Source organism: Terrabacter sp. P2_E3, from assembly GCF_056403915.1.
Genome location: NZ_JBFUEN010000003.1, coordinates 148,566 through 173,651, shown reverse-complemented (window position 1 = coordinate 173,651; position 25,086 = coordinate 148,566). Strand labels below are relative to the sequence as shown.

24 protein-coding genes are annotated in these 25,086 nt (G+C 72.4%); 14 read left to right on the top strand and 10 right to left on the bottom strand.

Translation table 11 applies throughout. The features are described from left to right. Window positions 1-1,428, top strand: coding sequence for a tryptophan-rich sensory protein (locus AC1DW8_RS04045; protein WP_478092081.1), 1,428 nt, complete (start codon window positions 1-3; stop codon window positions 1,426-1,428). A 20-nt stretch (window positions 1,429-1,448) separates the two neighbouring features. Here the strand turns inward: AC1DW8_RS04045 and AC1DW8_RS04040 are convergent, their stop codons facing one another. Then, window positions 1,449-2,690, bottom strand: a complete 1,242-nt coding sequence (locus tag AC1DW8_RS04040; RefSeq protein ID WP_478092079.1) for a lipase family protein — start codon at window positions 2,688-2,690, stop codon at window positions 1,449-1,451. Window positions 2,691-2,791: 101 nt separating this feature from the next. Then, window positions 2,792-3,754 carry a GlxA family transcriptional regulator gene (locus AC1DW8_RS04035; protein ID WP_478092077.1) on the bottom strand — a complete coding sequence of 321 codons (963 nt, stop codon included), beginning with the start codon at window positions 3,752-3,754 and terminating at the stop codon, window positions 2,792-2,794. 91 nt (window positions 3,755-3,845) lie between these two features. Here AC1DW8_RS04035 and AC1DW8_RS04030 point away from each other — a divergent pair, with 91 nt between their 5' ends. Next, complete coding sequence (locus tag AC1DW8_RS04030) at window positions 3,846-4,007, top strand: hypothetical protein (protein ID WP_156415519.1); 162 nt, start codon at window positions 3,846-3,848, stop codon at window positions 4,005-4,007. Window positions 4,008-4,036: 29 nt separating this feature from the next. Here the strand turns inward: AC1DW8_RS04030 and AC1DW8_RS04025 are convergent, their stop codons facing one another. From AC1DW8_RS04025 to AC1DW8_RS04015, 3 genes are all read right to left on the bottom strand, one after another. Beyond that, window positions 4,037-4,882 carry a PHP domain-containing protein gene (locus AC1DW8_RS04025; RefSeq protein ID WP_478092075.1) on the bottom strand — a complete coding sequence of 282 codons (846 nt, stop codon included), beginning with the start codon at window positions 4,880-4,882 and terminating at the stop codon, window positions 4,037-4,039. Between the two features lie 66 nt (window positions 4,883-4,948). Next, window positions 4,949-6,433 (bottom strand): HNH endonuclease signature motif containing protein, encoded by a 1,485-nt coding sequence (locus AC1DW8_RS04020; protein WP_478092073.1) that lies wholly within the window; start codon window positions 6,431-6,433, stop codon window positions 4,949-4,951. Between the two features lie 124 nt (window positions 6,434-6,557). Beyond that, entirely contained in the window at window positions 6,558-7,490 is a 933-nt protein-coding gene (locus AC1DW8_RS04015) for a DMT family transporter (RefSeq protein ID WP_478092071.1), read from the bottom strand. 192 nt (window positions 7,491-7,682) lie between these two features. Between AC1DW8_RS04015 and AC1DW8_RS04010 the strand changes: the two genes are divergently transcribed. Beyond that, window positions 7,683-8,063, top strand: a complete 381-nt coding sequence (locus tag AC1DW8_RS04010; protein ID WP_478092069.1) for a rhodanese-like domain-containing protein — start codon at window positions 7,683-7,685, stop codon at window positions 8,061-8,063. 36 nt (window positions 8,064-8,099) lie between these two features. Here AC1DW8_RS04010 and gad read toward each other — a convergent pair whose 3' ends face one another. Genes gad through AC1DW8_RS03995 form a run of 3 tightly spaced genes read right to left on the bottom strand, consistent with a single transcriptional unit; the run spans window position 8,100 to window position 11,179 of the window. Then, window positions 8,100-9,476, bottom strand: a complete 1,377-nt coding sequence (gene gad, locus AC1DW8_RS04005) for a glutamate decarboxylase (RefSeq protein WP_478092067.1) — start codon at window positions 9,474-9,476, stop codon at window positions 8,100-8,102. Window positions 9,477-9,510: 34 nt separating this feature from the next. Next, window positions 9,511-10,209 carry a hypothetical protein gene (locus tag AC1DW8_RS04000; RefSeq protein ID WP_056774940.1) on the bottom strand — a complete coding sequence of 233 codons (699 nt, stop codon included), beginning with the start codon at window positions 10,207-10,209 and terminating at the stop codon, window positions 9,511-9,513. A gap of 28 nt (window positions 10,210-10,237) precedes the next feature. Further along, window positions 10,238-11,179 carry a LysR family transcriptional regulator ArgP gene (locus AC1DW8_RS03995; RefSeq protein WP_056774942.1) on the bottom strand — a complete coding sequence of 314 codons (942 nt, stop codon included), beginning with the start codon at window positions 11,177-11,179 and terminating at the stop codon, window positions 10,238-10,240. A gap of 70 nt (window positions 11,180-11,249) precedes the next feature. Here AC1DW8_RS03995 and AC1DW8_RS03990 point away from each other — a divergent pair, with 70 nt between their 5' ends. The 4 genes from AC1DW8_RS03990 (at window position 11,250) to mgtA (ending at window position 17,910) form a co-directional block, all read left to right on the top strand. Then, complete coding sequence (locus tag AC1DW8_RS03990; protein ID WP_478092064.1) at window positions 11,250-11,846, top strand: LysE/ArgO family amino acid transporter; 597 nt, start codon at window positions 11,250-11,252, stop codon at window positions 11,844-11,846. A gap of 146 nt (window positions 11,847-11,992) precedes the next feature. Further along, on the top strand, window positions 11,993-12,151 hold the full coding sequence (locus tag AC1DW8_RS03985; RefSeq protein ID WP_020143554.1) for a hypothetical protein: 159 nt from the start codon (window positions 11,993-11,995) through the stop codon (window positions 12,149-12,151). 68 nt (window positions 12,152-12,219) lie between these two features. Beyond that, window positions 12,220-15,159, top strand: coding sequence for a helix-turn-helix transcriptional regulator (locus tag AC1DW8_RS03980; protein WP_478092061.1), 2,940 nt, complete (start codon window positions 12,220-12,222; stop codon window positions 15,157-15,159). 75 nt (window positions 15,160-15,234) lie between these two features. After that, complete coding sequence (gene mgtA, locus AC1DW8_RS03975; protein ID WP_478092059.1) at window positions 15,235-17,910, top strand: magnesium-translocating P-type ATPase; 2,676 nt, start codon at window positions 15,235-15,237, stop codon at window positions 17,908-17,910. Here mgtA and AC1DW8_RS03970 read toward each other — a convergent pair. Then, on the bottom strand, window positions 17,849-19,057 hold the full coding sequence (locus tag AC1DW8_RS03970; protein ID WP_478092057.1) for an MFS transporter: 1,209 nt from the start codon (window positions 19,055-19,057) through the stop codon (window positions 17,849-17,851). The genes mgtA and AC1DW8_RS03970 overlap by 62 nt on opposite strands. Window positions 19,058-19,115: 58 nt before the next feature. On the opposite strand from AC1DW8_RS03970, the gene AC1DW8_RS03965 reads away from it, so the two are divergent. From AC1DW8_RS03965 to AC1DW8_RS03935, 7 genes are all read left to right on the top strand, one after another. Beyond that, window positions 19,116-20,111, top strand: a complete 996-nt coding sequence (locus tag AC1DW8_RS03965; protein ID WP_478092055.1) for an ArsR/SmtB family transcription factor — start codon at window positions 19,116-19,118, stop codon at window positions 20,109-20,111. Between the two features lie 56 nt (window positions 20,112-20,167). After that, window positions 20,168-21,166 (top strand): peptidoglycan-binding protein, encoded by a 999-nt coding sequence (locus AC1DW8_RS03960; protein WP_478092053.1) that lies wholly within the window; start codon window positions 20,168-20,170, stop codon window positions 21,164-21,166. A gap of 109 nt (window positions 21,167-21,275) precedes the next feature. Continuing rightward, complete coding sequence (locus tag AC1DW8_RS03955) at window positions 21,276-21,596, top strand: DUF2853 family protein (protein WP_442274106.1); 321 nt, start codon at window positions 21,276-21,278, stop codon at window positions 21,594-21,596. 172 nt (window positions 21,597-21,768) lie between these two features. Beyond that, window positions 21,769-22,761, top strand: a complete 993-nt coding sequence (locus tag AC1DW8_RS03950; protein ID WP_478092051.1) for an SMP-30/gluconolactonase/LRE family protein — start codon at window positions 21,769-21,771, stop codon at window positions 22,759-22,761. Between the two features lie 62 nt (window positions 22,762-22,823). Further along, window positions 22,824-23,066, top strand: coding sequence for a hypothetical protein (locus AC1DW8_RS03945; protein WP_478092049.1), 243 nt, complete (start codon window positions 22,824-22,826; stop codon window positions 23,064-23,066). Window positions 23,067-23,219: 153 nt separating this feature from the next. Then, complete coding sequence (locus AC1DW8_RS03940) at window positions 23,220-23,888, top strand: cobalamin B12-binding domain-containing protein (RefSeq protein ID WP_056774961.1); 669 nt, start codon at window positions 23,220-23,222, stop codon at window positions 23,886-23,888. A gap of 102 nt (window positions 23,889-23,990) precedes the next feature. Next, window positions 23,991-24,167: a hypothetical protein gene (locus tag AC1DW8_RS03935; protein WP_156415520.1), complete on the top strand. Its 177-nt coding sequence runs from the start codon at window positions 23,991-23,993 to the stop codon at window positions 24,165-24,167. Here AC1DW8_RS03935 and AC1DW8_RS03930 read toward each other — a convergent pair. Further along, on the bottom strand, window positions 24,151-25,080 hold the full coding sequence (locus AC1DW8_RS03930; RefSeq protein ID WP_478092046.1) for a LysR family transcriptional regulator: 930 nt from the start codon (window positions 25,078-25,080) through the stop codon (window positions 24,151-24,153). The genes AC1DW8_RS03935 and AC1DW8_RS03930 overlap by 17 nt on opposite strands. Between the last annotated feature and the right edge of the window lie 6 nt (window positions 25,081-25,086).

The following is a 25,086-nucleotide window of genomic DNA, read 5'->3' as shown; positions in this document are numbered from 1 at the left end:
ATGAACCCTGCCCCGAACCCCACCACGACCGACAGCACTCGGCGCCGCGCCCTCGTCACGGGCGCCTCCGGATACGTCGGCGGGCAGGTCGTGCCGCGGCTGCTCGACGAGGGCTGGGCGGTGCGGGTGCTGACCCGCCGCCGCGCCTCGATGGACGACAAGCCGTGGGTCGACCGGGTCGAGGTCGCCGAGGGTGACGTCGCGTCGGCCGACGACATGCGCCGCGCGCTCGAGGACGTTGACGCCGCGTGGTACCTCGTGCACTCGATGGACGACCAGCCCGACTTCCAGGAACGCGACCGCGAGGCGGCGACGATCTTCTCGGAGGCGGCGAAGGAGGCCGGGGTCTCGCGCATCGTCTACCTCGGCGGCCTGCACCCCGATGACGAGGTGCTCTCGCCGCACCTCGCCTCGCGCGTCGAGGTCGGGCGGATCCTGCTCGACTCGGGCGTGCCGACGGCGGTGCTCCAGGCCGCCGTCGTGCTCGGTGACGGGTCGGCGTCCTTCGACATGCTGCGCTACCTCACGACCCGCCTGCCGGCGATGGTCGCTCCGAAGTGGCTCGACAACAAGATCCAGCCGATCGCCATCGACGACGTCGTGACGCTCCTCGTGGGCGCCGGCAGCCTGCCCCCCGAGGTCAACCGCCCCTTCGACATCGGGGGTCCCGAGGTGCTGACCTACCGCGAGATGATCGCCCGTTTCTCCGACGCGACGGACCGGCGCCGCCCGGTCGTCGTGACCGTGCCGGTGCTGACGCCGCGCCTGGCGAGCCACTGGGTCGGGCTCGTCACCCCGATCTCGGCGGGCCTGGCCAAGCCGCTCGTCGGCAGCCTCGTCCACGAGGTCGTCGCCAAGGAGGACGACATCCGGGAGCACGTCGACGTGCCCGGGGGCTTCATCGACTTCGACACGGCCGTCCGGTCGGCGATGCGCACGGCCAAGCCCGACACGGCGATGCGCAACCTCGCCCTGACGAGCGCCGCGACGGTGGCGAGTGCCGTTGCGGGTTCGCTTGCGACGCAGCCCGACTCACGCTGGTACCGCGCTCTCGACCTGCCGGACTGGCAGCCCCCGACGCTCGCCTTCCCCCTGGTGTGGACCGCGCTCTACGCCGACATCGCGGCGACGTCCGCGACGGCGCTCAACGCGTACGACAAGGCCGGTGACACCGAGGGTCGCAACGCCTACCTCAAGGCCTTCGGGACCAACCTCGCCCTCAACACGGCCTGGAGCGTGCTCTTCTGGCGCGTGCGCAAGCCGTGGGTGGCGGCCGCAGAGGCGGCGCTGCTCACGGCGAGCGCGGCGGACCTCGCCCGCCGCGCCGGCACCGTGAGCAAGGGCGCGGGCATCGCCCTGTCGCCGTATGCCGTGTGGTGCGGCTTCGCGACCGCGCTCTCGACGGCGATCGCGCGCCGCAACCGCTGAGCCCGGTCGGTCGGACCGGCTCAGAGCCACCAGCAGTCGGAGACCTGGGGGAGCCCGGCGACGCGCGCCTCGAGGAAGGCGTACTGCTTGGCGAACGACGGCACCGCCCCGCCGACGTGCGTCGGTGTGATGTTGGGCGAGAAGGCCACGTTGGCGCCGCGGGTGCACCAGTCGTGCGCGAGACCGCGCCCGACGGCATACGGGATGACGTCGTCGAGGACGGAGTGCGTCACGAGCACCGGGACGGCGGGCTTCAGCCGACCGATGCGCTGCTCGGCGATGATCGATCGGAAGGGCTCGGCCGCGGCGAGCTCGGTCAGCGTGCGGCCGTCCTTCGTCAGGTCGCTCGAGCGGGTGAACGCGTGCAGCGCGATCGACTCGCCGACGCACTCGCCCTTGACGGCGGCGACGACCGAGGCGCCCCGGGCGTTGAGGAAGCCGTCGAGGTCGAGGCCGTAGGCGGCGGACTGGCCGGCGACGGCGTAGAGCGCGAACGCGGAGTAGAGGCTGCCGTCGAGGTGGTCGGCGACGGCACCGAGCTCGGCGGGGACGGCGCCGGCGACCGCACCCTCGAGCCTCAGCTCTGGGGCATACGTGGGCGCGAGCTCCACGGCTGCGGCACTCGCACCGCCGCCCTGGCTGTAACCGGCCAGCATGACCGGGCCGCCGCTCGGCAGTCCCGTGCCGGGGAGGCGCTGGGCGGCGCGCACCATGTCGAGGACGGCGTGCGCCTGGGCCTCGCGGACCATGTAGGTGTGGGTGCCGGGCGTGCCGAGGCCCTGGTAGTCGGTCATCGCCACGGCGTAGCCGCGGGTCAGCAGGCCGGAGATGAAGGCGCCTTCGTACTCCGACCCGGCCGCGAGCTGACGGCTCGGGGCGCACTGGTCACCCATGCCCTGGGTGCCCGCGGCGTAGCCGATGAGGGGGCGCTGGCCCGGACCGAACCACGGGACCGGCGGCACGAGGACGGTGCCCGTCACGGCGATCGGGGCGCCGCTGCGGTCGCGCGTGGCGTACATGACCCGAGTGGCGCGCGCGGTCGAGGGGACGGCCTTGAGCGGGTCGAGATAGAAGGTCATCGGCTCGGTCTTGAGCACCGTGCCGGGTGCTCCGGTGACGGGCGCGGGAGGGTCGTAGAAGCCGGAGGCCCGGGCTGTCGTGACTGGCGACATGACGGCCGCGGCGATCGCGAGCACCACGACGCCGACGACGCGACGGGTGCGGGTGCGGGTGCGGGACGAGCGGTGGGTCGAACGAGGCACGGCGGCTTCCCCTCAGGCGGCAGGACGACGTCGGTGGCGTCCACTGGCCAGCAACTTACTGACGGTAACCATGCCTGTCGCGCTGAAGCTGCGGCGCAGGGTCAGGCCGAGGCGGGCTGCTTCGTGAAGGCGCGTCGGTAGGCGACGGGCGGGATGCCGATCTCCCGTTGGAAGTGGTGGCGCAGCACCGCCGCAGTGGCGAAGCCGCTCTCGCGCGCGATCCGCTCGACGTCGAGGTCCGTCGACTCGAGCAGGTGGCGGGCCCGGAGCACCCGCTGGCTCGTCAGCCACTTGTGCGGGGTCGTGCCGACCTCGGCGGTGAAGCGGCGCGCGAAGGTGCGTTCCGACATGGCCGCCCGCCTGGCGAGCGAGGGGATCGAGTGCTCCTCGTCGAGGCGCTCGGCGACCCACTCCATGACGTCCTGGAGACCCTCGCACGGCTCGGACGGGACGGGCGTCTCGACGAACTGGCGCTGCCCACCGGAGCGGTGCGGCGGGACGACCATGCGGCGCGCGATGCGGGTCGCCACCTCCGAGCCGAGCTCGGTGCGCACGATGTGCAGGCACGCGTCGATGCCGGCAGCCGTGCCGGCGCTCGTCAGGACCGGGCCGTCCTCGACGTAGAGGACGTCGAGGTCAACGCAGGCGCGGGGGTGCTCGTCGGCCAGCCGGGCGGCATACCTCCAGTGGGTCGTGCACTCACGACCGTCGAGCAGGCCGGCGGCGGCGAGCTGGAAGGCGCCCGAGCAGACGGAGAGCACGCGACCGCCGTTCGCCGCTGTGTGGCGGAGGATGTCGAGGACGTCCGGGTCGTAGGGACCGTCGACCGCTCCACCGGGGATGGCGACGAGGTCGGCACCGCGGGCGGCCTCGAGGGGGAAGGGCGCGACGATGCTGAGGCCGCTCGTCGTGCGCAGCACCTCGCCCGGGCGTGCCGAGCAGACGCGGAAGTCGAAGGCCGGGACACCGTCGTCGGTGCGGTCGATGCCGAAGACCTCACAGAGGACGCCGAGCTCGAACATGGCCACGGGCTCCTGGGCGATGACGGCGATGATGCGCAGCATCCGGCCAGCATGGCACGTTTGGCAGAATCTTGTCGATCATCGACGGTTCTGCCACTCGTGGCGGGATCATGATGAGCGCAGACTTTCTGCCATGGACATCATCTTCTTCTTCGTCATGATCATCGCCATCGTCGCGGCCCTCGAGCCGCACCACCGCCGGACGTTCTCGCTGCCGCGCGCTCCCTTCGGCGCCGACGCCGAGGTCGACCGCGACATCGAGCGCGTCCTGCACGACGTGCCCGTCACCCGCTGACGCACCTGGACCGCCCCTCCTGGCGGCCGTCAGTCGATGCGCGGCCAGAGGTCGTGCGGATCGCGACCCGGTCGGAAGCCACAGGCCTCGGCGAGGTGCCTGGCGTCGCGGAACCGACGGGCGAGCGACACGGGCTCGTGCGCGTCACTGCCGAAGCTCACCGCGCCACCGCCGACGTCGTGCCACCAGCGGACGACCGTCGGGTGCAGCGGCAGCACGGTGTTGATCTCGAGCACCTTGCCAGCCTCCGCGACGGCCTCGAGCGTCTGGCGGAATTCGACGTCGAACTCCGCCGGGTCGAAGGGGCCGTCCGCGGCCTCGTCCCAGGAGCGGACGGGGTAGTCGATGTGGGCGAGGACCTCGAACGTGTCGTCGGCCGCGACCATGGCTGCGACGTCGCGCAGGTAGCTGCGGACGATGTCCACGGCGGGCCTGCGGCCGAAGAGCTCGCCGGGCTCGGTCCAGCCGTCGCCGTCCGGCAGACAGTGCAGGGAGCCGAGCACCCGGTCGAACGGGCCGGCCGCGAGCACCCGCGCGACGGCCTCGGGGTGCAGGTGCGGCTCGCCGAGCTCGAGCCCGCTGAGGATGCGCAGGCCGGGGTGGCGCTCCCGGCACTCCGCGATCGCCTCGAGGTAGCCGGCGGCGTCGAACGGGCCTGGGGTCACCAGGCCATCGGGCGACGTGAAGGTCAGCAGGTGCGCATCCTCGTCGAGGTGCGAGCGGTCGAGCGACCAGACGGTGTGGTCGACGTGCTCGGTGAACGCGACGGCCGGCAGTCCCAGCTCGAGCGCCCGCGCGCACGTGCGGTCCATCGACCCGTGCGCGGCGTCCCACGACCACTCGCTGTGCACATGACTGTCCGTCGGGAGCGTCATCCGACCACGCTAGGCCCACCCGCCGCCATTGGCGCCGCCGAAGCCGCACACCAGCCGGCCCAGCGGTCAGAAGGGTGGTGGATCGTCGGCAGTCTCGGCTCCTGCTGAAGGGGATCGAGGCGGTGGACCCGAGCCCGGGTCGCGGAGGGCTTCTCGCCAGTCCTTGGGGTAGGTGATGTAGTCGCGACCGGCGAGCGAGGACCAGGAGATACCGTCGTCGTCGACCCGCTCGACCTGCCAGACTCCGGCGGTCTTGCCGTTGTGGCAGCCCCGGCTCAGGGACTCGAAGTTGGAGACGTGGGTGGGGCCGGCCGGCCACGGGACGACGTGGTCGAGGTCGCACCGGTCGGCCGGCACCTGGCACCCGGGTGCCCGGCAGACGCCGTCGACGGCCCGCACGTGCTCGACCATCGCGGCGGTCGGGCGGTAGCAGTCGGTGGAGAGCTCGAGGGCGCGGCCGGTGTCGACGTCGACGGCGAGGCGCTGCCACACCGATCCCGGTGCGGTCATGATCTGGCGAGCGTGGGCGGCGGTGACCCAGCCGTGGCCGGGCAGCTCGCACGCAGCGTCGGACATCCCGACGGCGACCTCGAACGGGACGACGATGCGGACGGCCGCAGGCGCCGCGTCGGACAGCAGGCCCGCACACGAGAGCTCTTCATCGAGACCGCCACCGAGACCGCCACCGGCACCGGCGCCGGCGGGTCCGCCGATGCCGGACGGGACGACGCCGAAGAGGGCGAGGTCGCAGAGCAGGTCGCTGCGCAGCTGGTCGAGGCTGCGGTCGTCGCCACCCGCGCGGGCGGCCCGAGCCAGGGCATCGACCCGGTCGAGCACACCGACGACCCGCTCGGCCGGCGCGACGACCGTGAACGTCCCCATACCGTCCTCGACGAGGCGGCCGTACGCCGTGCGACGCAGACGAGAGGACCGGCGGCGCTCCTCGGCGGCACGGGAGTCGGCCGAGCGGACGCACCGCTGCAACCGCGTGGTGAAGAGGCGTTGAGAGGCGACCGCGCCGTCCGGAGCCGGCGCGAGCACCGTGGCCTCGAGGTCGGGGAGGACGTCGTCGGCGAGCGCCCGCGTCTCGACGACGACGCGCAGGGCTCGCTGGAGACTGACAGCACCGGCCCGCAGCCGCTCACGCAGCACCCGATGACGCCGGGGTGCTGTCGCGAGCTCGAGCCGACGGGCGACCTCGGTCGCGCCCACCCCGGTCGCCCAGGCGATCTCCTGCGCGGCGACCTGGTCGGCCGTGATCGGCACGGGCGAGCTCGTCGTCCACCGGGCGAGCTGCTGCTCCTCGACGGAGTGCAGCGCGGCATACGCGTCGACGAGACGACCCTCGAGGCGAGCCTTCTGGACCTCGAGGCGCTCGATCTGCGTGAGCACCTCGTCGGCCTCGTCGGCCAACGTGAGGGACGAGCTGCGCTCCTGCGCCCGATCGGCGCGGGCCTTCGCCTGACCGACCAGCCAGACCACGCGGGGGTCGAGGCTGCTGCCACCGTCAGTCGCGTCGGGCGCCGGACGCCCGGTGTCGAGGAATGGCACGAACTCACTCCTCCCACCCGGGTCGCCGACCCCTCTATTGGAACACATGTTCGATAGATTGTGAAGGTCTGTCCACACTGTGAGTCCACCGATCCCGTTGCGTCGCAAAGGGATCGGAGCGCACTCACTCCTCCGCGGTCGGAGCCACTCGTGGCTTGCGCCGCGTGAGCAGGACACCGGCGATGCACAACGCCCCGCCGACGAAGGTCAGGGGCGGCGGCACCTCGGAGAGCAGCGCCCAGGCGATGAGTGTCGCGATGAACGGCACGAGGAACGTCGTGAGGGTCAGCGTGCCGGCATCGCTGCGCGCCAGCACGTAGGCCCACGTCGAGAAGGCGATGGCGGTCGGGAAGATGCCGAGGTAGGCGATCCACCACAAGGTGCTCGGGTCGCTGTCACGCACCACGGTGACGAGCTCGCCGCTCCACGGCAGGCACACGACGGCGCCGATGATGCAGGCGAGCCAGGTGACCTCGGGACCCGGCAACCGCCCGAGGAGCGGCTTCTGCGCGAGGACGCCCACGGCATACGTCACCGCAGCCAGGACGGCGAGCCACACGCCCACCATGTCGCCGGAGTCACCGGAGGAGAAGCCGCGCGCGATGACGACGACACCCGCGAAGCCGACGGCCATGCCGATGAGCAGCCAACGCGTCATCTTCTCGCCGAGGAAGACCGTGGCGAGGAGCGCGACGATGATCGGCCCGATCTGCACGATGAGCGCGGAGGTGCCGGCGTCGATGCGCCGCTCGGCCTCGTTGAGGGCGAGGTTGTAGATGCCGAACCAGCCGACGCCGCAGAGCAGCAGCAGGGGCCAGTCGCGGCGGGCCGGCCAGGTCCGCGGCCGTCGGAAGACGAGGACCCCGAGGGCGACCGACGCGACGAGCAGCCGCCCGAGCGACAGTGCGCCCGGCGGCACGTCTCGGCCGAGGTGGCGGATCGCGACGAACGCGGACGCCCAGAGGAGGAGCGTCACGGCCACGGCAGCCAGGACGAGCCACCTCGCACGGCGAGCGCTGGGCGGGGCCTGGGATGCAGTGCGGGAGTCCACGGTCACTCGACGACCGTAGGCGTCGACACCGACAGAGCGCCGCCGGTTTTCCGGTCAGATGTCCCCCACATCCCGCCACCACGGACGGGTGTCAGGCGTCAGGTCGCACACGCGTCGACGCCCGCCGTGTGGCACGGTGGACGTGCCCCCAGCGCAAGGCTGGCCGACCTGCCACTGCCCGTCCCGAGAGGCCTGACCATGTCCCGACCCCGCACCATCGACGAGGTCCTCGCCGAGGCTCGCGGTCGCCTCCACCGGCTCACGCCCGAACAGGCGGAGACGGCACGTGCGGACGGCGCGCTCGTCGTCGACATCCGCCCTGCCGCCCAGCGTGCGGCCGAGGGTGAGCTGCCCTTCGTGACGGTGATCGAGCGCAACGTCCTCGAGTGGCGTCTCGACCCATCGAGCGACGCGTCGCTGCCGGTCGCGAGCCACGACCTCGAGGTGATCGTCCTCTGCCAGGAGGGCTACACCTCCAGCCTGGCGGCCGCCGCGCTCCAGGACCTCGGCATCCACCGCGCCACCGACGTCATCGGGGGGTATGCCGCGTGGCGGGCGTGGCTCGCCTCTGCCGAGTAGGCCAGAACCGAGGACGGTCGAGGGCGCAGCAGTCGTTCAGTGGCCCGGGCCGCTGACCATCTTGGCTCGCTCCGACTCGTGTGCCGCACCCTTCGCCGCCAGCGTCGTGCAGGCATCCTCGATGTCGCGGGCCAGGGTGTCGACGTGCTCGCGGCTCATCGTCTCCTTGACCAGCGCGCGCATGATGGTGACGTCCTGGGCGTCGGGCGGCAGCGTGTAGGCGGGCACCATCCAACCGCGCTCGGCAGACAGCTGCCAGGCGATGTCGAACTCGTCGTACCCGTGGTCACCGGACAGCATGAAGGCGACGAGCGGGAGCTGCTCCTCCTCCCGGCCGATCAGCTCGAAGCGGCCCATCGCCTCGAGCTTGTCGCCGAGCATCCGAGCATTCGCCTGCATGTTGCGCATGATGTAGGTGTAGCCCTCACGTCCGTAGCGCACGAGGTTGTAGTACTGCGCCAGGACCATCGCCGACCCCGTCGAGAAGTTCAGGGTGAAGGTCGAGTCGGTCTTGCCGAGGTAGTTCTCCTTGAAGACCAGGTCGGGCGCCAGGTCGGCGACCTCCCGGAAGATCAACCAGCCGATGCCCGGATAGACCAAGCCGAACTTGTGCCCCGAGACGTTGATCGAGCGCACCTGCTCGAGCCGGAAGTCCCACGGCGAGTCCGGGTAGAGGAACGGCCACACGAAGCCACCACTGGCCCCGTCGATGTGTAACGGCACGTCGAGGTCACGCTCCTGCTTCATCTGCACAAGCAGGTCGTTGATGCCGACGATGTCGTCCTTGTGGCCGGTGAAGGTCGTGCCGAGGACGGCCGCGACTCCGATGGTGTTCTCGTCCACGTGCGGGGCGACGTCCTCCGGGCCGATGGTGTACTTCCCGCGCTGAAGCGGGACGATCCGCGCCTCGACGTCGAAATAGCGACAGAACTTCTCCCACACGACGTGCACGTCGCCGCCGAAGACCAGGTTCGGACGCTCCGTGGAGCTGCCCGCGGCCTGGCGACGGGTGCGCCAGTTCCACTTCAGCGACAGACCGCCGAGCATGATCGCCTCGGATGAGCCCTGCGTCCGCGCTCCCGTGGTCTCGCCCGGGGCGTGGAACAGGTCGGCGAGCATCCGGATGCAGCGCTGCTCGATCTCGGCCGTGCGCGGGTACTCCGCGTGGTCGATGAAGTTGCGGTGCAGGTTCTCCGCGATGATCTGCTGCGCCTCCGGCTCCATCCACGTGGTGACGAAGGTCGCGAGGTTGCGCCCCGGATCCCCTTCGAGGGCGAGGTCTTCGGCCACCAGGCGCCTGGCGTCCACCGCGCTCATCCCCGTGACCGGGAACTCGCGGCTGGGCACCTCCTCGGTGACGAAGCGGTTGCCGTAGAGCGCTGCTATGGCGTTGATCTCGGACGGTGTGGACATGCGCTTCTCCTTGAGTCGGACGGAGGGGTGGTGTCTAGGGACTCGCGGGCGTGGCGGTCGCGACGGCACGCCGCCAGGCCGGGAGCAGGAGTGCGGCGCCGACGAGGAAGCACACGGCGCCCCAGAAGGTCCCGGCGACGGCGATCCGCGTGCTCAGCACCTGGTCCGTGCTCGGAACGACGAAGCTGGCGATCGCGGAGGCCATGAAGAACACCGAGCCGAGCATGTTGAGCCATGCGATCCGCCACGGGAACGACCGGGGCTGGACGCTGAGGAAGCGGCTCGAGACCGCGAGCACGGCGCAGGCGCTCGCCACGAGGAAGAGCACCGACCCGTAGAGGTCCGGCCGCCACACGTAGCGATCGGACTCGGCGGCCGTCGCGTTGTGGGTCACGGCGGCGACGGTGCTGACGTTGAAGAACAGCGTGCCGGGGAGCTGCACGGCCGCGGCCAGCCAGTTGAGGTCGTGCGGCAGCCAGCACCACAGACGCGCCTGGACCGGCTGGTGCTGGGTGACCTCGTCGACGGCGGTCGTCGAGGGGTTCTGCGCCTGCACGAGCTGGCAGGACGAAGCGCTGGTGAAGAAGACCGAGCCGACGACGTAGGTGACGCCATCGACCCATCCCCCGACGGCATTCAGGTAGGCAGGCACCGAGCCCAGCACGAAGCACGCCGAGCCGGCCATGAAGAGCCAGGCGATCGCCGCGTTCAGGCGTTCTGGTCGTACCCTCATCCTCGGCTCGCTCCCGTCGACGGGTCGATCACTCCACTATCGAGCGGCCCTGGTCGCCGCGGCTCACCCCTTGCGGGTGACTGCCGCCATCCGGATGGATCCCGCCACGCGCCGACTCGCGTCGGACCGTGTCGCTCAGCCGGTCGAGGTGCGCCGAGGGCAGCCGCCACCGCTGCCAGTAGAGCTGGACGTCGACGTGGTCGCGCGACCCGAGTCGCACGAGCTCACCAGCGTCGAGCAACGGCCCGAGCTGCGTTGTCAGGAGCGCACCCCAGCCGAGCCCGGAGCGGACCGCCGTCACGAAGCCACCACCGTCGGGCACCTCGTGCGTCGGCGGCGCGACGTCCACGCCGCGCCGGTCGAGGATGCGCTGCTGGATGTCGTCCTTGTCGTTGAAACGCACGAGCGGCATTGCGGCCCAGTCGATCCCACGGCCGACCCGATGACGGTCCACGAGCTGTGGCGCTGCCGCTGGCAGGTAGCGCATCGTGACGAGAGGCTCGGTCGAGCAGCCCTGGACCGGCGTCGGGTCGGACGTCACGGCGCCGAGCACCTCACCCGACCGGAGCAGCCGAGCCGAGTGGTCCTGGTCCTCGACCCTCAGGCGCAGCACGACGTCGTCCCAGGCGGCAGCCTCGGTCAGCACCGCACCAAACCACGTCGACATCGAGTCCGCGTTGACGACGATCGGCAGGTCGACCCTGGACCGGCCGTCGGCGACAAGCCCCGCAAGCGCCTCCGACTCGAGCAGTCCCTGCTGCCGGGCGAGCCGGACGAGCGCCTCGCCCGCGCTCGTGGCGCGACACGGGGTGCTGCGCACGACCACGACCTGGCCGACCTCGGCCTCGAGCGCCTTGACCCGCTGGCTCACGGCCGACGGTGTCACGTGGAGCCGTCGGGCCGCCGCGTCGAAGGTGCCGGTGTCGATGATGGCGAGCAGGGTCGCGAGGTGCTCGGGCTGGAGCCGCATGAAGCCATGCTAATGATGCTGAAGAAACCTTCGCTTCACTGAAGGTCGCGATCCCTCTACGGTCGAGGGCGTGACCTCCCTCGTGCCCGGCTTCCTCACCATGGCCTCGCTCATCGTGGCCATCGGCGCGCAGAACGCCTACGTGCTCCGCACCGGCCTCGCGCGTCACCACGTCGGGCTCGTCGTCGCCGTCTGCGCCTTGAGCGACGCCGTCCTCGTCCTCGCCGGCGTGCTCGGCGTGGGCGGTCTGGTCACGGCCCACCCGGGACTGCTGACGGTCGTGCGGTGGGTCGGGGCGGCATACCTCGTCGGCTACGGCCTGCTGTGCCTGCGCAACGCGCGCCACCCCAAGGGCCTCGAGGCCGGCGGCACCCAGCGGTCGCGCAGCGGCGTGCTCGCGACGGTCCTCGCGCTCACCTGGCTCAACCCGCACGTCTACCTCGACACCGTGCTGCTCGTCGGGTCGCTCGCCAACCAGCACGGTCCGGACGGACGGTGGTGGTTCGCCGGTGGGGCCGCGCTCGCCAGCGTCGCGTGGTTCACCTCGCTCGGCTACGGCGCGCGCCTGCTCGCGCCGCTCTTCGCGCGGCCGGCCACGTGGCGCGTTCTCGACGTCGCGATCGCCGTCGTCATGTTCACCATCGCCGCCACCCTCCTCCTCGGCTGAACGACTACCTCAGACGGGTCCACCCGGCATACGCCATGGGATCTGAGGTAGTCGGCGGGCAGGGATAGGGCGGTCGTCCGATGTGGGGGTCTACCTCAGCAACCGAGTCTGGAGAAGTCCAGAACGGCACGAGCAGAGGAAAGACCATGACCACCCAGTACATCGACTTCCGCACCGTCCAGGTCGAGATCGAGTCCCGCTACCCGCAGCGTCGCCGCGTCCGCCGCGACTCGTCGCTCGAGATCATGCGCCGCACCATGGCGCGGGTCTCCCGAGAGGAGAACAACCCGGGCCGCGCGCGGTGACGACGGCGACGCGACCCGTGTCGCCGACCGTCCCGCTCCTGTCGGCGGAGTACGCGATGATTCCGCGTATGCCGCTCAGCACGGGCCCCCTCATCGGGCGGGACACCGACCTGTCCCGTCTCGCCGACGCCATCGGACTGCGCCCCACCCCGGGTGCCCGGCCCGGTGGCGTCGTCGTGCTGTCCGGCGACGCTGGCATCGGCAAGTCCCGCATCGTGGGGCACCTCGTCGCCGAGGCCACCGCGTCCGACTGGTTCACCGCCGTCGGTCACTGCGTCGGCCAGGCCGGCAGCAGCCTCGCCTACCTGCCCTTCGTCGAGCTCGTCGGCACCATCGACGCAGGCCATCCCGACGTCGTCGAGCGTGTGCTCGAGACCCACCCGAGCCTCGGCCACCTGCTGCCGGGGCGCACCGACGCACCCGACCGGGACCGTTCCGGACGCAGCACCGACCCCGGCCAGGTCGCCGAGGCCGTGCACGCGCTGCTGTCCGCGCTCGGCGACGCCCAGCCGTCCCTCCTCGTCGTCGAGGACGTCCACTGGGCCGACCACTCCTCGCGCGACCTCATCACCCTCCTGCTGACCCGTGGCTTCACGCACGCGGTCGGCCTCGTCGTGACCTACCGCTCCGACGACCTCTACCGCCGCCACCCCCTGCACGAGACGCTCGCCGTGTGGGCGCGCATCGCGGGGCTCGAGCACGTCGAGCTCGCCCCGCTCCCCGACGACGCCGTGCGAGAGCTCGTCTCCGGCATCGAGGGCGCCCCGACCGACGCCGCGACGAACGCCGAGATCGCCCGCCGCTCCGAGGGCAACCCGTTCTTCGCCGAGGAGCTCGTCGCGAGCGCCGCGGCCGGCCAGGGCCTGACCGGCGGCCTGAGCCGCGTGCTCCGCGCCCGCGTCGAGCAGCTCGACGACACCGCCCAGCGCGTGCTCCGGGCCATCGCCCTCAAGGGCGGGCAGTTCATCGGCCACGACCTCCTCTCCCGCGTCGTCGACCTCCCCGACGAGACGCTCGAGGCCGCGCTGGCCGCCGCGGTGGAGCACCACGTCCTCGAGGCCCGCTGGCCGCCGGCCTACACCTTCCGCCACGCCCTCCTCGGTGAGGCCGTGGCCGACAGCCTCCTGCCCGGCGAGCGCCTACGGCTCCACCGGGCGTATGCCGCCGTGCTGGCCGAGCGTCCCGAGCTCGCCCCCGCGTCCGAGCTGGCCCGCCACGCCGCCGCCGTGGGCGACCTGCCGACGGCGGTCCGCGCGAGTCGAGCCGCGGCCGAGGCCGCCATGGCCGTCGGCGGTCCGCAGGAGGCGCTGCTGCTCCTCGAGCGCGCGCTCTCGTGGCTCGACGAGGACGACCCCGAACGCGACGAGGTGACCCTCCGGGCCTCGCGCGCGGCGATGGTCGCCGGTGAGCCGATCCGAGCCATGGACCTGCTGCGCGACCGGCTGGACCATCCCGGCACCGCGCAGGACCCGGGCGCGCGCGCCGACCTGCTCTCGACGCTCGTCATCCGCTCGCGCATCCTCGACCTGCCGATCGACTCCATCGCCCTGACCGACGAGGCCCTGTCGCTCATCGGCGAGGAGGCCGACGAGCGCCGGGTCCGGGTGCTCGTCGCCCGAGTGCAGGCTCTCGTCGACAACGGCTCGTTCGTCGAAGCCGCCGTCGTCGGCAACGAGGTGTCCCTGCTCGCCGAGCGTCTCGGACTCGGCGGCGCGCTCGCCGAGGTGCGCACCATCATGGCTCGCATCCTCGAGGCGCAGGAGGACCTCGACTCGGTCGAGACGCACCTTCGCTCGATCGTCGCCGACATCGATCCAGACGACCCCCTCCTCCTTCGCGCCCTGCACCAGCTCGCGTCCCTCGCGCACCGCCGCGGCGACCTTCCCGGGTCGCTCGAGCTCTACGACCGCGGGGCCGCCGTCGCCCGGCGGATGCACCGAGAGTGGGCACCCTGGGGGCAGGAGTGCCGCCTGCTCGGCGGACTCACGGCCTACGAGCTCGGCGACTGGGACGGCGCGGCTCGACGCCTCGACCTCGCGGGGCGACCGGCCCCGCAGCCGGGGCGCACGATCTTCACCGGCGCCGCCCTGCTCGTGCACGCCGGTCGCGGAGACCCCGTCGACCCCGACCTCATCGGGGCGATGCGGGAGTGGTGGCCCGTCGACGGCCTGTGCGTCGTGCTGACGACCATGCCCGCCGTCGACGTGCTCGGCCAGACGGGCGACCTCGGAGGGATGCTCGACCTCACCGAGGAGGCCGTCCGCGTCCTCGACGCCACCTGGGGCGAGTACCACGCCGTCGTGCGGCTCGCCGCGCTCGTGGCCGGGCAGGCTGCAGCGCTCGTGCCGCGGGCCGACCCGGCGCTCCGGGCCCGCGCCGTCGCCGTCGTCGACGAGCTCGCCGATCGCGGCCGCCGCATCAGCGAGCTGCGGCCCGCCGTCGAGAAGGCGAGCCGTCCGAAGTTCGAGCGCGCGGCCGCCGAGTCGCTCGAGGACACGAGCCGCGAGACGTGGGCGTGGACCGCACGGCTCGAGGCCGAGGTGCTGCGGCTTCAGCGGGTCGCCGGGGTCGAGGAGCCGCCGCCGGTGACCGAGCTCGTCGACGCCTGGCGCGAGAGCGTCGCAGCGTTCGAGCGCTACGGCCACGTCTTCGAGACCGCCCGCTCGCGGGCGCGGCTCGCCGAGGCCCTGCGGGCCGCGGGCGAGGACGTCGAGTCCCGCACGGTCGCCGAGCTGGCCCGCGAGGAGGCCGTCAGGCTCGAGGCCAAGCCGCTCCTCGCCGAGCTCGACGCGGTGCGCCCCGGCGGCGTGACGGTCGACCTCACCCCGCGTGAGCTCGAGGTGCTCGCGCTGCTGGCGCAGGGCCTGACCAACGGTCAGATCGGCAAGCAGCTCTACATCAGCACCAAGACCGTGAGCGTCCACGTCTCCAACCTCCTGGCCAAGCTCGGCGCCTCCGGACGCACCGAGGCGGCCGCCATCGCGCGGCGACGTGGGCTCGTCTCCTGACCCCCACGAGGTGACCTGGGCCTCGGTCTGCAGCGAAGGGGCCCAGGGCACCGGGCCGAGGAGCACGATGAAGGGGTGACCTCCGGGCTGCTGGCACCCAGCAGCGCGACGGCGTCGATCCGCGCCGCCGCGGGACGAGCCGCCCCCGAGGTGCTCGAGTCGCTCGGCGTGGACCCGTCCCGCGGGCTGGCGGCCTCCGAGGTCGAACGGCGACGGATCGCCTTCGGTCCGAACGCGATCGCGACCCACCACGCCCGCGTCCTCACCGTGCTGTGGCACCAGCTCAACTCGCCCCTGCTCGGCCTGCTGCTCGTCGCCGCGACGGCGTCGTTCTTCGTCGGCGAGAAGGCGGACGCCGTCATCATCGGGATCATCGTCGTCGCGTCCGTCGGGCTCGGCTTCGTCAACGAGTACCGCGCGGAGAAGGCGGCGGCCTCGCTCCACTCACAGGTCACCCACGAGGCCGTCGTGCTGCGCGACGGGGTCTTCGGGCGCGTCGACGTGACCTCGCTCGTGCCGGGCGACGTCGTCGAGCTCAGCCTCGGGGAGGTCGTGCCCGCGGACCTCCGCCTCGTCTCCGTCGTCCACCTCGAGTGCGACGAGTCGGTCCTGACCGGAGAGTCCCAGCCCGTCGAGAAGTCCACCGCACCAGTGGAGGTCGACGCCACCCTGGCCGAGCTCTCCGGGTGCGCGCTCATGGGCACCGTCGTCCACGCCGGCAGCGGTCGCGGGGTCGTCGTCGCCACCGGGTCGCACACCGAGTTCGGGGCCATCGCCACCGGCCTCAGCACCCACCAGCTCGACACGGAGTTCCAGGTCGGCCTGCGACGCTTCTCGATGCTGCTCGTCAAGGTCGCGGGCGCCCTGACGACCTCGATCTTCGTCATCAACGTCCTGCTCCACAAGCCGTTCCTCGACGCCCTCCTCTTCTCGCTCGCCATCGCCGTCGGCATCACGCCCCAGCTGCTGCCGGCCGTCGTCTCCACGAGCCTGGCCGCGGGCTCGCGCCGGATGAGCCGCCGCAAGGTGCTCGTCAAGCGGCTCGTCTGCATCGAGGACCTCGGCGACATCGACCTGCTCTTCACCGACAAGACCGGCACCCTGACCGCCGGACGCATCGACTACGCCCGCGCCGTCCCGGTGGCCGGGCAGCGCTCGGAAGACGTGCTGCGGTGGGGGCTGCTCTGCACCGAGAGCGAGACGGCCGGAGAAGCCGGCGTCGGCACGAACCCCCTCGACCGGGCCCTCTGGGAGTCGCCGGCGACCGCAGCCGTGCGCGCGACGCTGTCCACTCTCGTCCCCGACGTTCTCGGCGTGCTGCCCTTCGACCACGAACGCCGGATGCTCTCCGTCGTCCTCCGTGACGGCAGCGCGGGGTTGCACCTCGTCACCAAGGGGGCCCCCGAGACCGTGCTCGAACGGTGCGTCGACGTGCCACCGGAGACCCGCGCCGCCCTCGACGCGGAGTTCGCGGCCGGCAACCGCGTCGTCGCCGTCGCGAGCCGACCGGTGACGCGCGCCGGCCCACCCGAGCCCGACGACGAGCACGACCTGCACCTGCACGGCCTGCTCGTCTTCCTCGACCCCCCGAAGCCGGACGCCGCGACGGCCCTGGGCCGGCTGGCGGCCCTGGGCATCCGGGTCAAGGTCGTCACCGGCGACAACGCCGTCGTGGCGGCCAAGGTGTGCAGCGACCTCGGCCTGCCGGGCGACGCGGTCCTCACCGGGACCGACCTCGACGCCCTCGACGACGAGTACCTCATCGACGCCGTCACCGCCACGACGGTCTTCGCCCGGGTGAGCCCGGAGCACAAGGCCCGCATCGTGCGGGCCCACCGGCACGGTGGCGGCGGAGTGGCCTTCCTCGGCGACGGCGTCAACGACGCGCTCGCCCTGCACGCCGCCGACGTCGGGATCTCGGTCGACTCCGGCACCGACGTGGCCAAGGACGCCGCCGACGTCATCCTCCTCGAGAAGAGCCTCGACGTGCTCGCCGACGGGGTCGTCGAGGGGCGGCGCATCTTCGCCAACACGCTCAAGTACGTCCTCATGGGGACGTCGAGCAACTTCGGCAACATGGCCTCGGCGGCCGCCGCGTCGCTCTTCCTGCCCTTCCTGCCGATGCTGCCGTCACAGATCCTGCTCAACAACCTGCTCTACGACACGGGCCAGCTCGCGATCCCCACCGACAACGTCGACCCCGAGCAGCTGAGACGGCCGTCGCACTGGGACATCGGCTTCATCCGGCGCTTCATGCTGCTCTTCGGTCCGCTCAGCTCCGTCTTCGACCTGCTCACCTTCGGCCTCATGCTCTGGGCCTTCCATGCCGGCCCCGAGCTCTTCCGGACGGGATGGTTCGTCGAGTCCCTGGCCACCCAGAGTCTCGTCATTTTCGCCATCCGCACCCGGACCGTCCCCTTCTTCCGGAGCCACCCGAGCCTGCCGCTGACACTGGCGGCCCTCGGCGTCGTGCTCGTCGGCGCGGTGCTGCCGGCCACGCCCCTGGCCGCGCCGCTCGGCTTCGCCCCGCTGCCGGGAGGCTTCTTCGCCGCACTGGTCGTCATGGTCATCGGCTACCTCGCGCTCGTCGAGCTCGGCAAGCGGTGGTTCTACCGGGCTGCGGCGACGCCGCCCACCGGTGCCCCCAGCGACCTCGACACCCGGTTCGTGCGGCGGCGTGCGGCGCGGTTCAGCGTGGCAGCGCCACGAGCACCTCGGCTCCGGGGCGCGACCGACGCAGACCGGGGGTGAGGGCGACCGAGACGACCACCGAGGCGACGGCCATGACGCCCATCGCCTGCGCGGCCGCGGCCGGCCCCATCCCCAGGGAGCTCGCGACGACGCCGCCGAGCAGCGCCCCGAGGGCCTGGCCCACCATGAGGCCCGTGCCCTGCAGCCCGAAGACCTGGCCTCGCGCCTGCGCGTCGGTGTGCGTCACCAGCCGCTCCTGCAGGGGCAGGCTCGCCGAGTAGCCCACGGACGCGACGAAGGCCAGCGCGGCGGCATACGGAAGCGACGGGACGGCGAAGAAGGCGAGGTAGGGGATCGCGAGCAGGAGCCGCAGCGGGCCGATGAGCCGGTCGCGCACGGCCACGGCGAGGAAGCGCCCGACGACGACGTCGCCGAGCAGCATGCCGGCGGCGGTGACGGCGAAGAGGTAGCCCGCGCGCTCGCCCGCGAACGGCACGAAGAGTGCCTCGCACCCGACGATGAGCCCGTTGGGCACCCACAACGTCAGGTAGATCGGACGGATGACGCGCGACCCGAGCAGGGCTCGGTTGACCTCGCGGGTGCGGCGCACGAGGGAGGTGGCCGCGTGCCGCGGCGGGTGGTCCGAGAGCCCGAGGCGGAGCACCACGACCGCGACGAGGAGGGCGACACCCGAACCGAGGAAGAGCTCGGTCGTCGTGAAGGTGATGAGGAGCAGGCCCCCGATGCCGTAGCCGACGATCTGCATGCCGCCGACCGCGATGTTCATCGTCGCCCGGCCGAGGATGAAGCCGTCGGGCGGGAGGATGTCGGAGACGAGCGCCATCATGCTGCCGCCGAGCGCCGAGGTGATGAGCGGGCCGACCGCGAGCAGGGCGAAACGCCAGCCCCAGGCCAGGCCCGGGATCGCCTGCAGCAGGTCGGTGACCATCGTCGTCGTGAAGACGAGCAGCAGCGCGGTGCGCGGGCGGACCAGGTCGGAGCCGGAGCCGAAGAGGGTCTGGCCGACGATGCGCATGAGCGGCGCGCCGAACATCGCGAGGGCCGTCAGGACCGGCGACCCCGTGGCGGCGAAGGTGATGGTGCCGAGCGCGAGGGACGCGACGGCATACGACCCGATGTTGATGCACTGGACGAGGAAGAGGACCCGGAACTCACGGATGGCGAACAGCTGGCGGTAGGTCTTCACTCGCTCCACCCTGACGAGTCGCGACCCGGGCCGCTAATCTTTCGGACGGAGGCGAAACATGGGGACGTGGCGGATCTCGGCCGACCTGCTGGCGCGGAGCCGCTTCGTGGTGTCACCGCGCATCGAGACGGTGGCCGCCCTCAACGACCTCGTGCGGCCCAGCGACGCCGCGGGGCGGGCCTTCGCCGCCGCGCACCGCGAGTCGTTCGAGGCGATGCTCGCCGAGCACCCCGTGCGGCGTGCCGTCCTCGACCACAGCTGGCGCACGGGATGGATCTCCGACTGGCTCGCACTCCCGCCAGACGGTCCGGGTCGCAGCTTCGCCGACGAGGTCGATGACGTGCGAACCTTGGGGGACAAGCGAATTCGCGCCTACCTGCGCGAAAGCACCCCCGAGGCGTCGCTGCCGCGCATCCTCAGCCGACCGGGCACGGCCGAGCAGGCGGCCCAGCTGCTCGAGTGGGTGTGGACGCACGCCCTCGCCAGCGACTGGGGCCGCCGCGAGCGCATCCTGCGTGCCGACATCGTGTCGCGGACGGCGCGCCTCGCGACCCACGGCTGGGCCGCCGTGCTGCGCGACCTCGGCCGCGACCGCGAGTGGCTCGGCGACGGCCAGCTCCGGATCAACCGCTACGAGCTGCCCTCCCGCGTCCTCGACGACGACGCCGACCTCTACTTCGTGCCCGCCCACGGGACCGCCACGTGGGTCGGCTGGGACCTCCCCCGTCGCTACGCCATCTACTACCCCGTGACCGGAGCCCTCGCCGAGATCGACGGCCACGCAGACGACGGGCTCGAGCGCCTCGTCGGCAGCGCTCGGGCACGGCTGCTGCGCGCCCTCGACGGACCGTCGAGCACGAGCGCGCTCGTCGCCCGCACGGGTATGCCGCTGGGCTCGGTCGGCGACCACCTCAAGGTGCTGCTCGCCTCGGGCACCGTGCTGCGCCGACGGTCGGGACGCGAGGTGCTCTACTGGCGCACCGCCCTGGGCGACGCCCTCGTGGCCTCTGGTCGGGGAGTTCTCCCCATGTACCGCAACGCCGCTCGCCCCTAGCGTCGGCGCTGCGGACGCGCCCGCGTCCAGCCACCGACACACGCTCAGGGGTAGTCATGTGTGAGCTCCACGAAACCACCAGTCCCGCCGTCGGGCGCCGCACACTGATCCGCGGCGCGGGCGGCCTCCTCATCGGCGGCGGACTCGTCGCCGCCACGGCCACCGCCGCCCAGGCCGCCACGTCGCAGAACGGCTGGCCGGCCGGCTCAACGTCGACCGTCCCGCTCGCCACCCTGGCCGTCGGCGCCGCGACCCTCCCGGCAGGCGTCCGCCGTGGTGACGTCCACATCGTCCTCGGCTACGTCGCCCGCCGCTTCAACAGCGAGGTCGAGGCGCTCGTCAAGGGCTGGTGCTGGGGCCACAGCTACCGTCCGATCTCGGGGAGCACCACCCTGTCGAACCACTCGAGCGGCACGGCCATCGACCTCAACGCCCCGCGCCACCCGCTCGGCACGTCGGGCACCTTCACGGCGACGCAGCGCTCGCACATCCGCTCGATCCTGAACTCCTGCAACGGAGTCGTGCGCTGGGGCGGGGACTACTCGGGCCGCAAGGACGAGATGCACTTCGAGATCAACGTCCGCCCCGGGGATGCTCGCCTCGCGGCCCTCGCCCAGCGGATCGGCGGCGGTGGCGGCACCCCGACGCCCGCCCCGATCGCCTGGACCACGGTCAAGCGCGGGGCGAGCGGCTTCCGCGTCACGCCCATCCAGCACCTGCTGCGCCAGCGCGGGTTCAGCCTCACCGTCGACGGCTCGTTCGGACCGACGACCCAGAGCCGCGTCATCTCGTTCCAGCGCTCCAAGGGCCTCGCGGTCGACGGTGTCGTCGGACCGAAGACCTGGTCGGCGCTCGTCGTCTCCGTCAAGCGCGGCTCGAGCGGCCAGGCCGTCGTCGCCGCGCAGAAGCTGCTGACCCACCGGGGCTACATCCTCACGGCCGACGGCGTCTTCGGCGCGATGACCGCGACGAAGACGCAGGCCTTCCAGCAGTCCCGGGGGCTCGCGGCCGACGGCGTCGTGGGCGCCCGAACCTGGGCGATGCTCACCGTCTGACGAGCGAACGGTTCTCCCCGGAACTTCCCAGCGAGGACCCCTCTCCGGCGGGGGTTTCAGGTCTAGCGTCTGTGGTGTTCACGCCATTCAACGAAGAGGGGCACGGCACATGGCAGAAGACTGGGCAGCAGACGTCAAGAAGTACTCCCCCGACGCCGACGACGCCGCGATCAAGGGCGTCGTCCGGCACTGCGGCATCGCGCTGCAGAAGCGCGACTCGGCACTGGTGTCGTTCAGCGACAAGAGCGAGACCGACCGCGTGCGTGACGGATTCATGAAGAAGAAGCTCGGCCTCACCGACTCCGACGCCGATCTCGACGCCTCCCTGGCTGAGGTCGGGCAGACGCTCAAGGGCGACCGCACGAAGAACCGCGTCACCGTCTACTACCTGCTGGCCGAGAAGCACGGGAAGCTCGACCTCTTCCGCTGACCTCCGCTGCTGACCGCGTCCCTCCGGACGCGGACGAACGTATGCCGCCTGGCCGGGCCAGGCGGCACACGGTCTGTTTCCGGGGCGGTGGCCCGGGTGCAACGACACACCCGGGTCAAAGGTTCACCGGCCGCCCCTCGATTTCCGGTCGGCCGTCCGCTCACCATGGAGGATGGACAACCACAACGCCGTGCACCATGGCACTCCCTCGCGTCGCCTCGTCCTCGGCTCGGCTGCTGCCGTCGCCGTCACCGCCCTGACCGCCCCCGTCGCCTCCGCCGAGCAGGGCCGTAGCCGCGGCCGCCTCCCGTCGCGCATCGACCTCCCGGTCGGGACCCGCCCCGAGGGCATCACGTCCGGGCCGGGGCCGACCTTCTACGTCGGCTCCGTCGCCGACGGCCGCATCGTGACGGGCGACCTCCGCACCGGAGCCGTCCGCACCCTTCTCGCCCCCGAGGCCGGACGGTCGCTGCGCGGCCTCTACTTCGACGCCCGCACCGGGCTCGTCTGGGCCGTGGGCTCGCTCGGCACCGTCGGACACGTCTGGGCCGTGGACGCCCGGTCGGGAGCCGTCGTCGGCGACACCGTGGTCCCCGGGGCGGGTTTCCTCAACGACCTCGTCGTCACCCGTCGCGCCGTGTGGGCCACCGACTCGAACGTCGACCGCCTCACGATCGTGCGACTCACCCGCCACGGCCGCCCGTCCCGGGCCCCGGCCGAGTTCGTGAACCTCATCGGCGACTGGCCGACGAGTCCCCCGAACACCTTCAACGCCAACGGGATCCGCACCCTCCCACACGGACCGATCGTCCTCAACCACAGCCGCGTGGGCGGTCTCTGGCAGGTCGACCCGGCATCCGGCGTCGCCCGCCGGATCGCCGTCACCGGTGGACCGCCGATCACGAGCGGCGACGGGCTGGAGCTCGTGGGCCGGACCCTCTACAACGTGCGCGGGAGCGGCCCCCAGGACGTCAGCGTCGTGCGGCTCCGGACTCACGCCGGCGAGCTGCGCGGCCGGTGGGTCGCCACGCTCACCGACGCCGGACTCGACGTGCCGTCGACCGCCACGGCCGCGCTCGGGTCGCTCTGGGTCGTCAACGCCCGCTTCGGGATCCCCTCACCCGACACGGCACCCTTCTGGGTCACCCGCCTCCCGGCCGGATGACGAGGACGTATGCCGTCGGGTCCCCCATGGACCCGGCGGCCGGACGGGCGCACACTGGACAGATGGACACGCGCCGCAGCAGGTTGACCCGTCGCAGCGCCCTGACCGCCGTCGCGGGCTCGGCACTCGTCGCCCTCACGGCCCTGGCCGGATCGTCGGCCGTCGCCGCACCCCGGACGGTGGCTCCGGTCGCCCCGCTCGTCACGACCTCGCTCGCCGACGTGCGCCTGCCGTCGGCGCCGACGCCGCACCACGTGCCCACACGGGCCGGGTCGTGCTCCGTCTCGATGATGAGCGACCTCTAGCGCCACCCGTCGAGCCTGCTCGCAGGGGTGGTCCGGCGCCCCGGGCCACGATTCGGTCACGGCCGGTGGGGACAACGGCCCGACTGGGTACGTCGCGTCAGTTCGGACCCGGGTGACGTCCCGGGTCCCCGTCCCACCCGCGAGGATCCCGCCATGCCGACGCCGCGCCGCACCACGCCCCGCGAGTGGATGGACCACCTCGAGCAGACGCTCGAGGCGTTCGACGAGACCGGCGGGCACCGTATCCTCACCCAGGTCTTCGACGGGCTCGGCGTCGAGGACGCCCTCTCGCTCGTCGTGCTCCCCTACCTCCACGGACTCGGTGAACGGTGGTCGGCCGGGTCGATCGGCGTGGCCCAGGAGCACTTCGCGAGCAACGTCCTGCGCTCGCGGCTCTCGGTGCTCATGGGGGCCGACGAACGACCCGAGGGCCCCCTCGCCGTGCTCGCCTGCATGCCCGGCGAGCAGCACGAGTTCGGGCTCATGGCCACCTCGATCGTGCTCTCGCGCCTCGGCTGGCGCACCTGCTACCTCGGTGCCGACACGCCCGCCGCCGAGCTCGCCCTCACCTGCCGGACGCTCCAGCCCGCGGTCGTCGTCGTCGCGGCACGCCGGGCCACGGCCTTCGCCGCCCACGCGCCGGCGCTGCGCCGCGTCGCCAAGTCCACGCCGGTACACCTCGCCGCGGCTGGCGCCACCGACGAGGTCGCCCAGCTGTGCCACGCGACCCGCCTCGACGGCGATCCCGTCCGCGGCGCCCGCACCCTCCACGAGGCCCTCGGCGAGTCCGCCACGCAGATCGACGAGTCCACGGCTGTCTGACGACAGGCCGGCCTGCCCACCGCGCGCGTGACCTGTTCGGCGATAGGCTCGTTTGCCGTGCCCAGGCACCGTGACCCGCAGGACCCGACCGATGGAGCTCCCATGAACGCAGGACCGAACGGCCCGCAGCACCTCGTCGACCAGGTCGGGTCGGAGCCCGTGGAGGGACCCGGTCGCACGGGGCGCGACCAGCGGATCGGGCTCGTCTTCGCGGGCATCGCCGCCGCCGCCCTCCTCGTCGCCGGGCTCATCACCGTCGTGGTCAGGATGGCCGGCTGAGCGCGGCGAGCGCCACCGGCCGCCCTGACCGGCCCACGAACTCCTCGAAGGCGGCGATCGTCGGGTCGTGCGCGGGGTTGCGCACCATCGCGCCGATGGTCCGTTGCGCCTGCGGGTGGTCGAGCCGGACGGGCACCACGTCGCCCTCCGGGGCGAAGTCCGGGAGGATCGCGACGCCGAGGCCTGCACCGACGAGTCCCCTTGCGGTGTGGACGTCCTCGGCCTCGAAGGCCACGCGCAGCGGCACCCCGGCGTCGGCGTAGATCTCCTCGACGCGGCCACGCAGGCCGAAGCCGGTCTTGAGGACGATGAGCTCGTCGCCCCCGTCGGCGGCCAGACGCTCGACGGAGACCGAGCCCGCCCCGGCGGCCGGGTGCGACCGGTGCACGGCGACGACGAGGGGCTCGTCGTAGAGCACCGTGGTCGACGCACCGGGCATTGACGGTGGCGACGCGACGAGCGCGACGGAGCAGCGGCCGGCCGCGAAGTCGTCGAGGGCCTTCTGCCGTGAGCCCTGGGCCAGCTCGAACCGCACGCCCGGGAAGCGGTCGCGGAATCGGCGGATGAGGGCCGGCACGACCGCCTCCCCGAGCAGGGTCTGGAACGACAGACCGACCGTGCCGTGCCCGACGACGCTCGACCCGGTCACGACGTCGACACCGCGCTCGAGCGCACCCACCCCCTCCTGCGCGAAGGGCAGCAGCGCCCGGCCGGCCGCGGTCAGGGCGATCCCGCGCCCGTCCCGCTCGACGACGGGGGTGCCGAGCAGCTCCCCGAGGCGGGCCAGGGCCCGACTGACGGTCGGCTGCGGCATGCCGAGGACGGCGGCCGCGGTCGTCACCTGGCCGACCTCCGCGACGACGACGAAGACGGGCAGCAACCGCACGACGGCCCGGAAATCGGCAGGTCTCATGCTCTG

What these genes read in the sequence shown, in the direction of transcription:
- gad (WP_478092067.1), bottom strand. Translation starts at nt 9,476, where the DNA reads ATGTCCACACCGTCCGAGATCAACGCCATAGCAGCGCTCTACGGCAAC.
- AC1DW8_RS04010 (WP_478092069.1), top strand. Translation starts at nt 7,683, where the DNA reads ATGTCCCGACCCCGCACCATCGACGAGGTCCTCGCCGAGGCTCGCGGT.
- AC1DW8_RS04025 (WP_478092075.1), bottom strand. Translation starts at nt 4,882, where the DNA reads ATGACGCTCCCGACGGACAGTCATGTGCACAGCGAGTGGTCGTGGGAC.
- AC1DW8_RS03960 (WP_478092053.1), top strand. Translation starts at nt 20,168, where the DNA reads ATGTGTGAGCTCCACGAAACCACCAGTCCCGCCGTCGGGCGCCGCACA.
- AC1DW8_RS03995 (WP_056774942.1), bottom strand. Translation starts at nt 11,179, where the DNA reads ATGCGGCTCCAGCCCGAGCACCTCGCGACCCTGCTCGCCATCATCGAC.
- AC1DW8_RS03935 (WP_156415520.1), top strand. Translation starts at nt 23,991, where the DNA reads ATGAACGCAGGACCGAACGGCCCGCAGCACCTCGTCGACCAGGTCGGG.
- AC1DW8_RS03955 (WP_442274106.1), top strand. Translation starts at nt 21,276, where the DNA reads ATGGCAGAAGACTGGGCAGCAGACGTCAAGAAGTACTCCCCCGACGCC.
- AC1DW8_RS04000 (WP_056774940.1), bottom strand. Translation starts at nt 10,209, where the DNA reads ATGAGGGTACGACCAGAACGCCTGAACGCGGCGATCGCCTGGCTCTTC.
- AC1DW8_RS04030 (WP_156415519.1), top strand. Translation starts at nt 3,846, where the DNA reads ATGGACATCATCTTCTTCTTCGTCATGATCATCGCCATCGTCGCGGCC.
- AC1DW8_RS03985 (WP_020143554.1), top strand. Translation starts at nt 11,993, where the DNA reads ATGACCACCCAGTACATCGACTTCCGCACCGTCCAGGTCGAGATCGAG.
- AC1DW8_RS04045 (WP_478092081.1), top strand. Translation starts at nt 1, where the DNA reads ATGAACCCTGCCCCGAACCCCACCACGACCGACAGCACTCGGCGCCGC.
- AC1DW8_RS03930 (WP_478092046.1), bottom strand. Translation starts at nt 25,080, where the DNA reads ATGAGACCTGCCGATTTCCGGGCCGTCGTGCGGTTGCTGCCCGTCTTC.
- AC1DW8_RS03950 (WP_478092051.1), top strand. Translation starts at nt 21,769, where the DNA reads ATGGACAACCACAACGCCGTGCACCATGGCACTCCCTCGCGTCGCCTC.
- AC1DW8_RS03980 (WP_478092061.1), top strand. Translation starts at nt 12,220, where the DNA reads ATGCCGCTCAGCACGGGCCCCCTCATCGGGCGGGACACCGACCTGTCC.
- AC1DW8_RS04035 (WP_478092077.1), bottom strand. Translation starts at nt 3,754, where the DNA reads ATGCTGCGCATCATCGCCGTCATCGCCCAGGAGCCCGTGGCCATGTTC.
- AC1DW8_RS03940 (WP_056774961.1), top strand. Translation starts at nt 23,220, where the DNA reads ATGCCGACGCCGCGCCGCACCACGCCCCGCGAGTGGATGGACCACCTC.
- AC1DW8_RS03965 (WP_478092055.1), top strand. Translation starts at nt 19,116, where the DNA reads ATGGGGACGTGGCGGATCTCGGCCGACCTGCTGGCGCGGAGCCGCTTC.
- AC1DW8_RS03945 (WP_478092049.1), top strand. Translation starts at nt 22,824, where the DNA reads ATGGACACGCGCCGCAGCAGGTTGACCCGTCGCAGCGCCCTGACCGCC.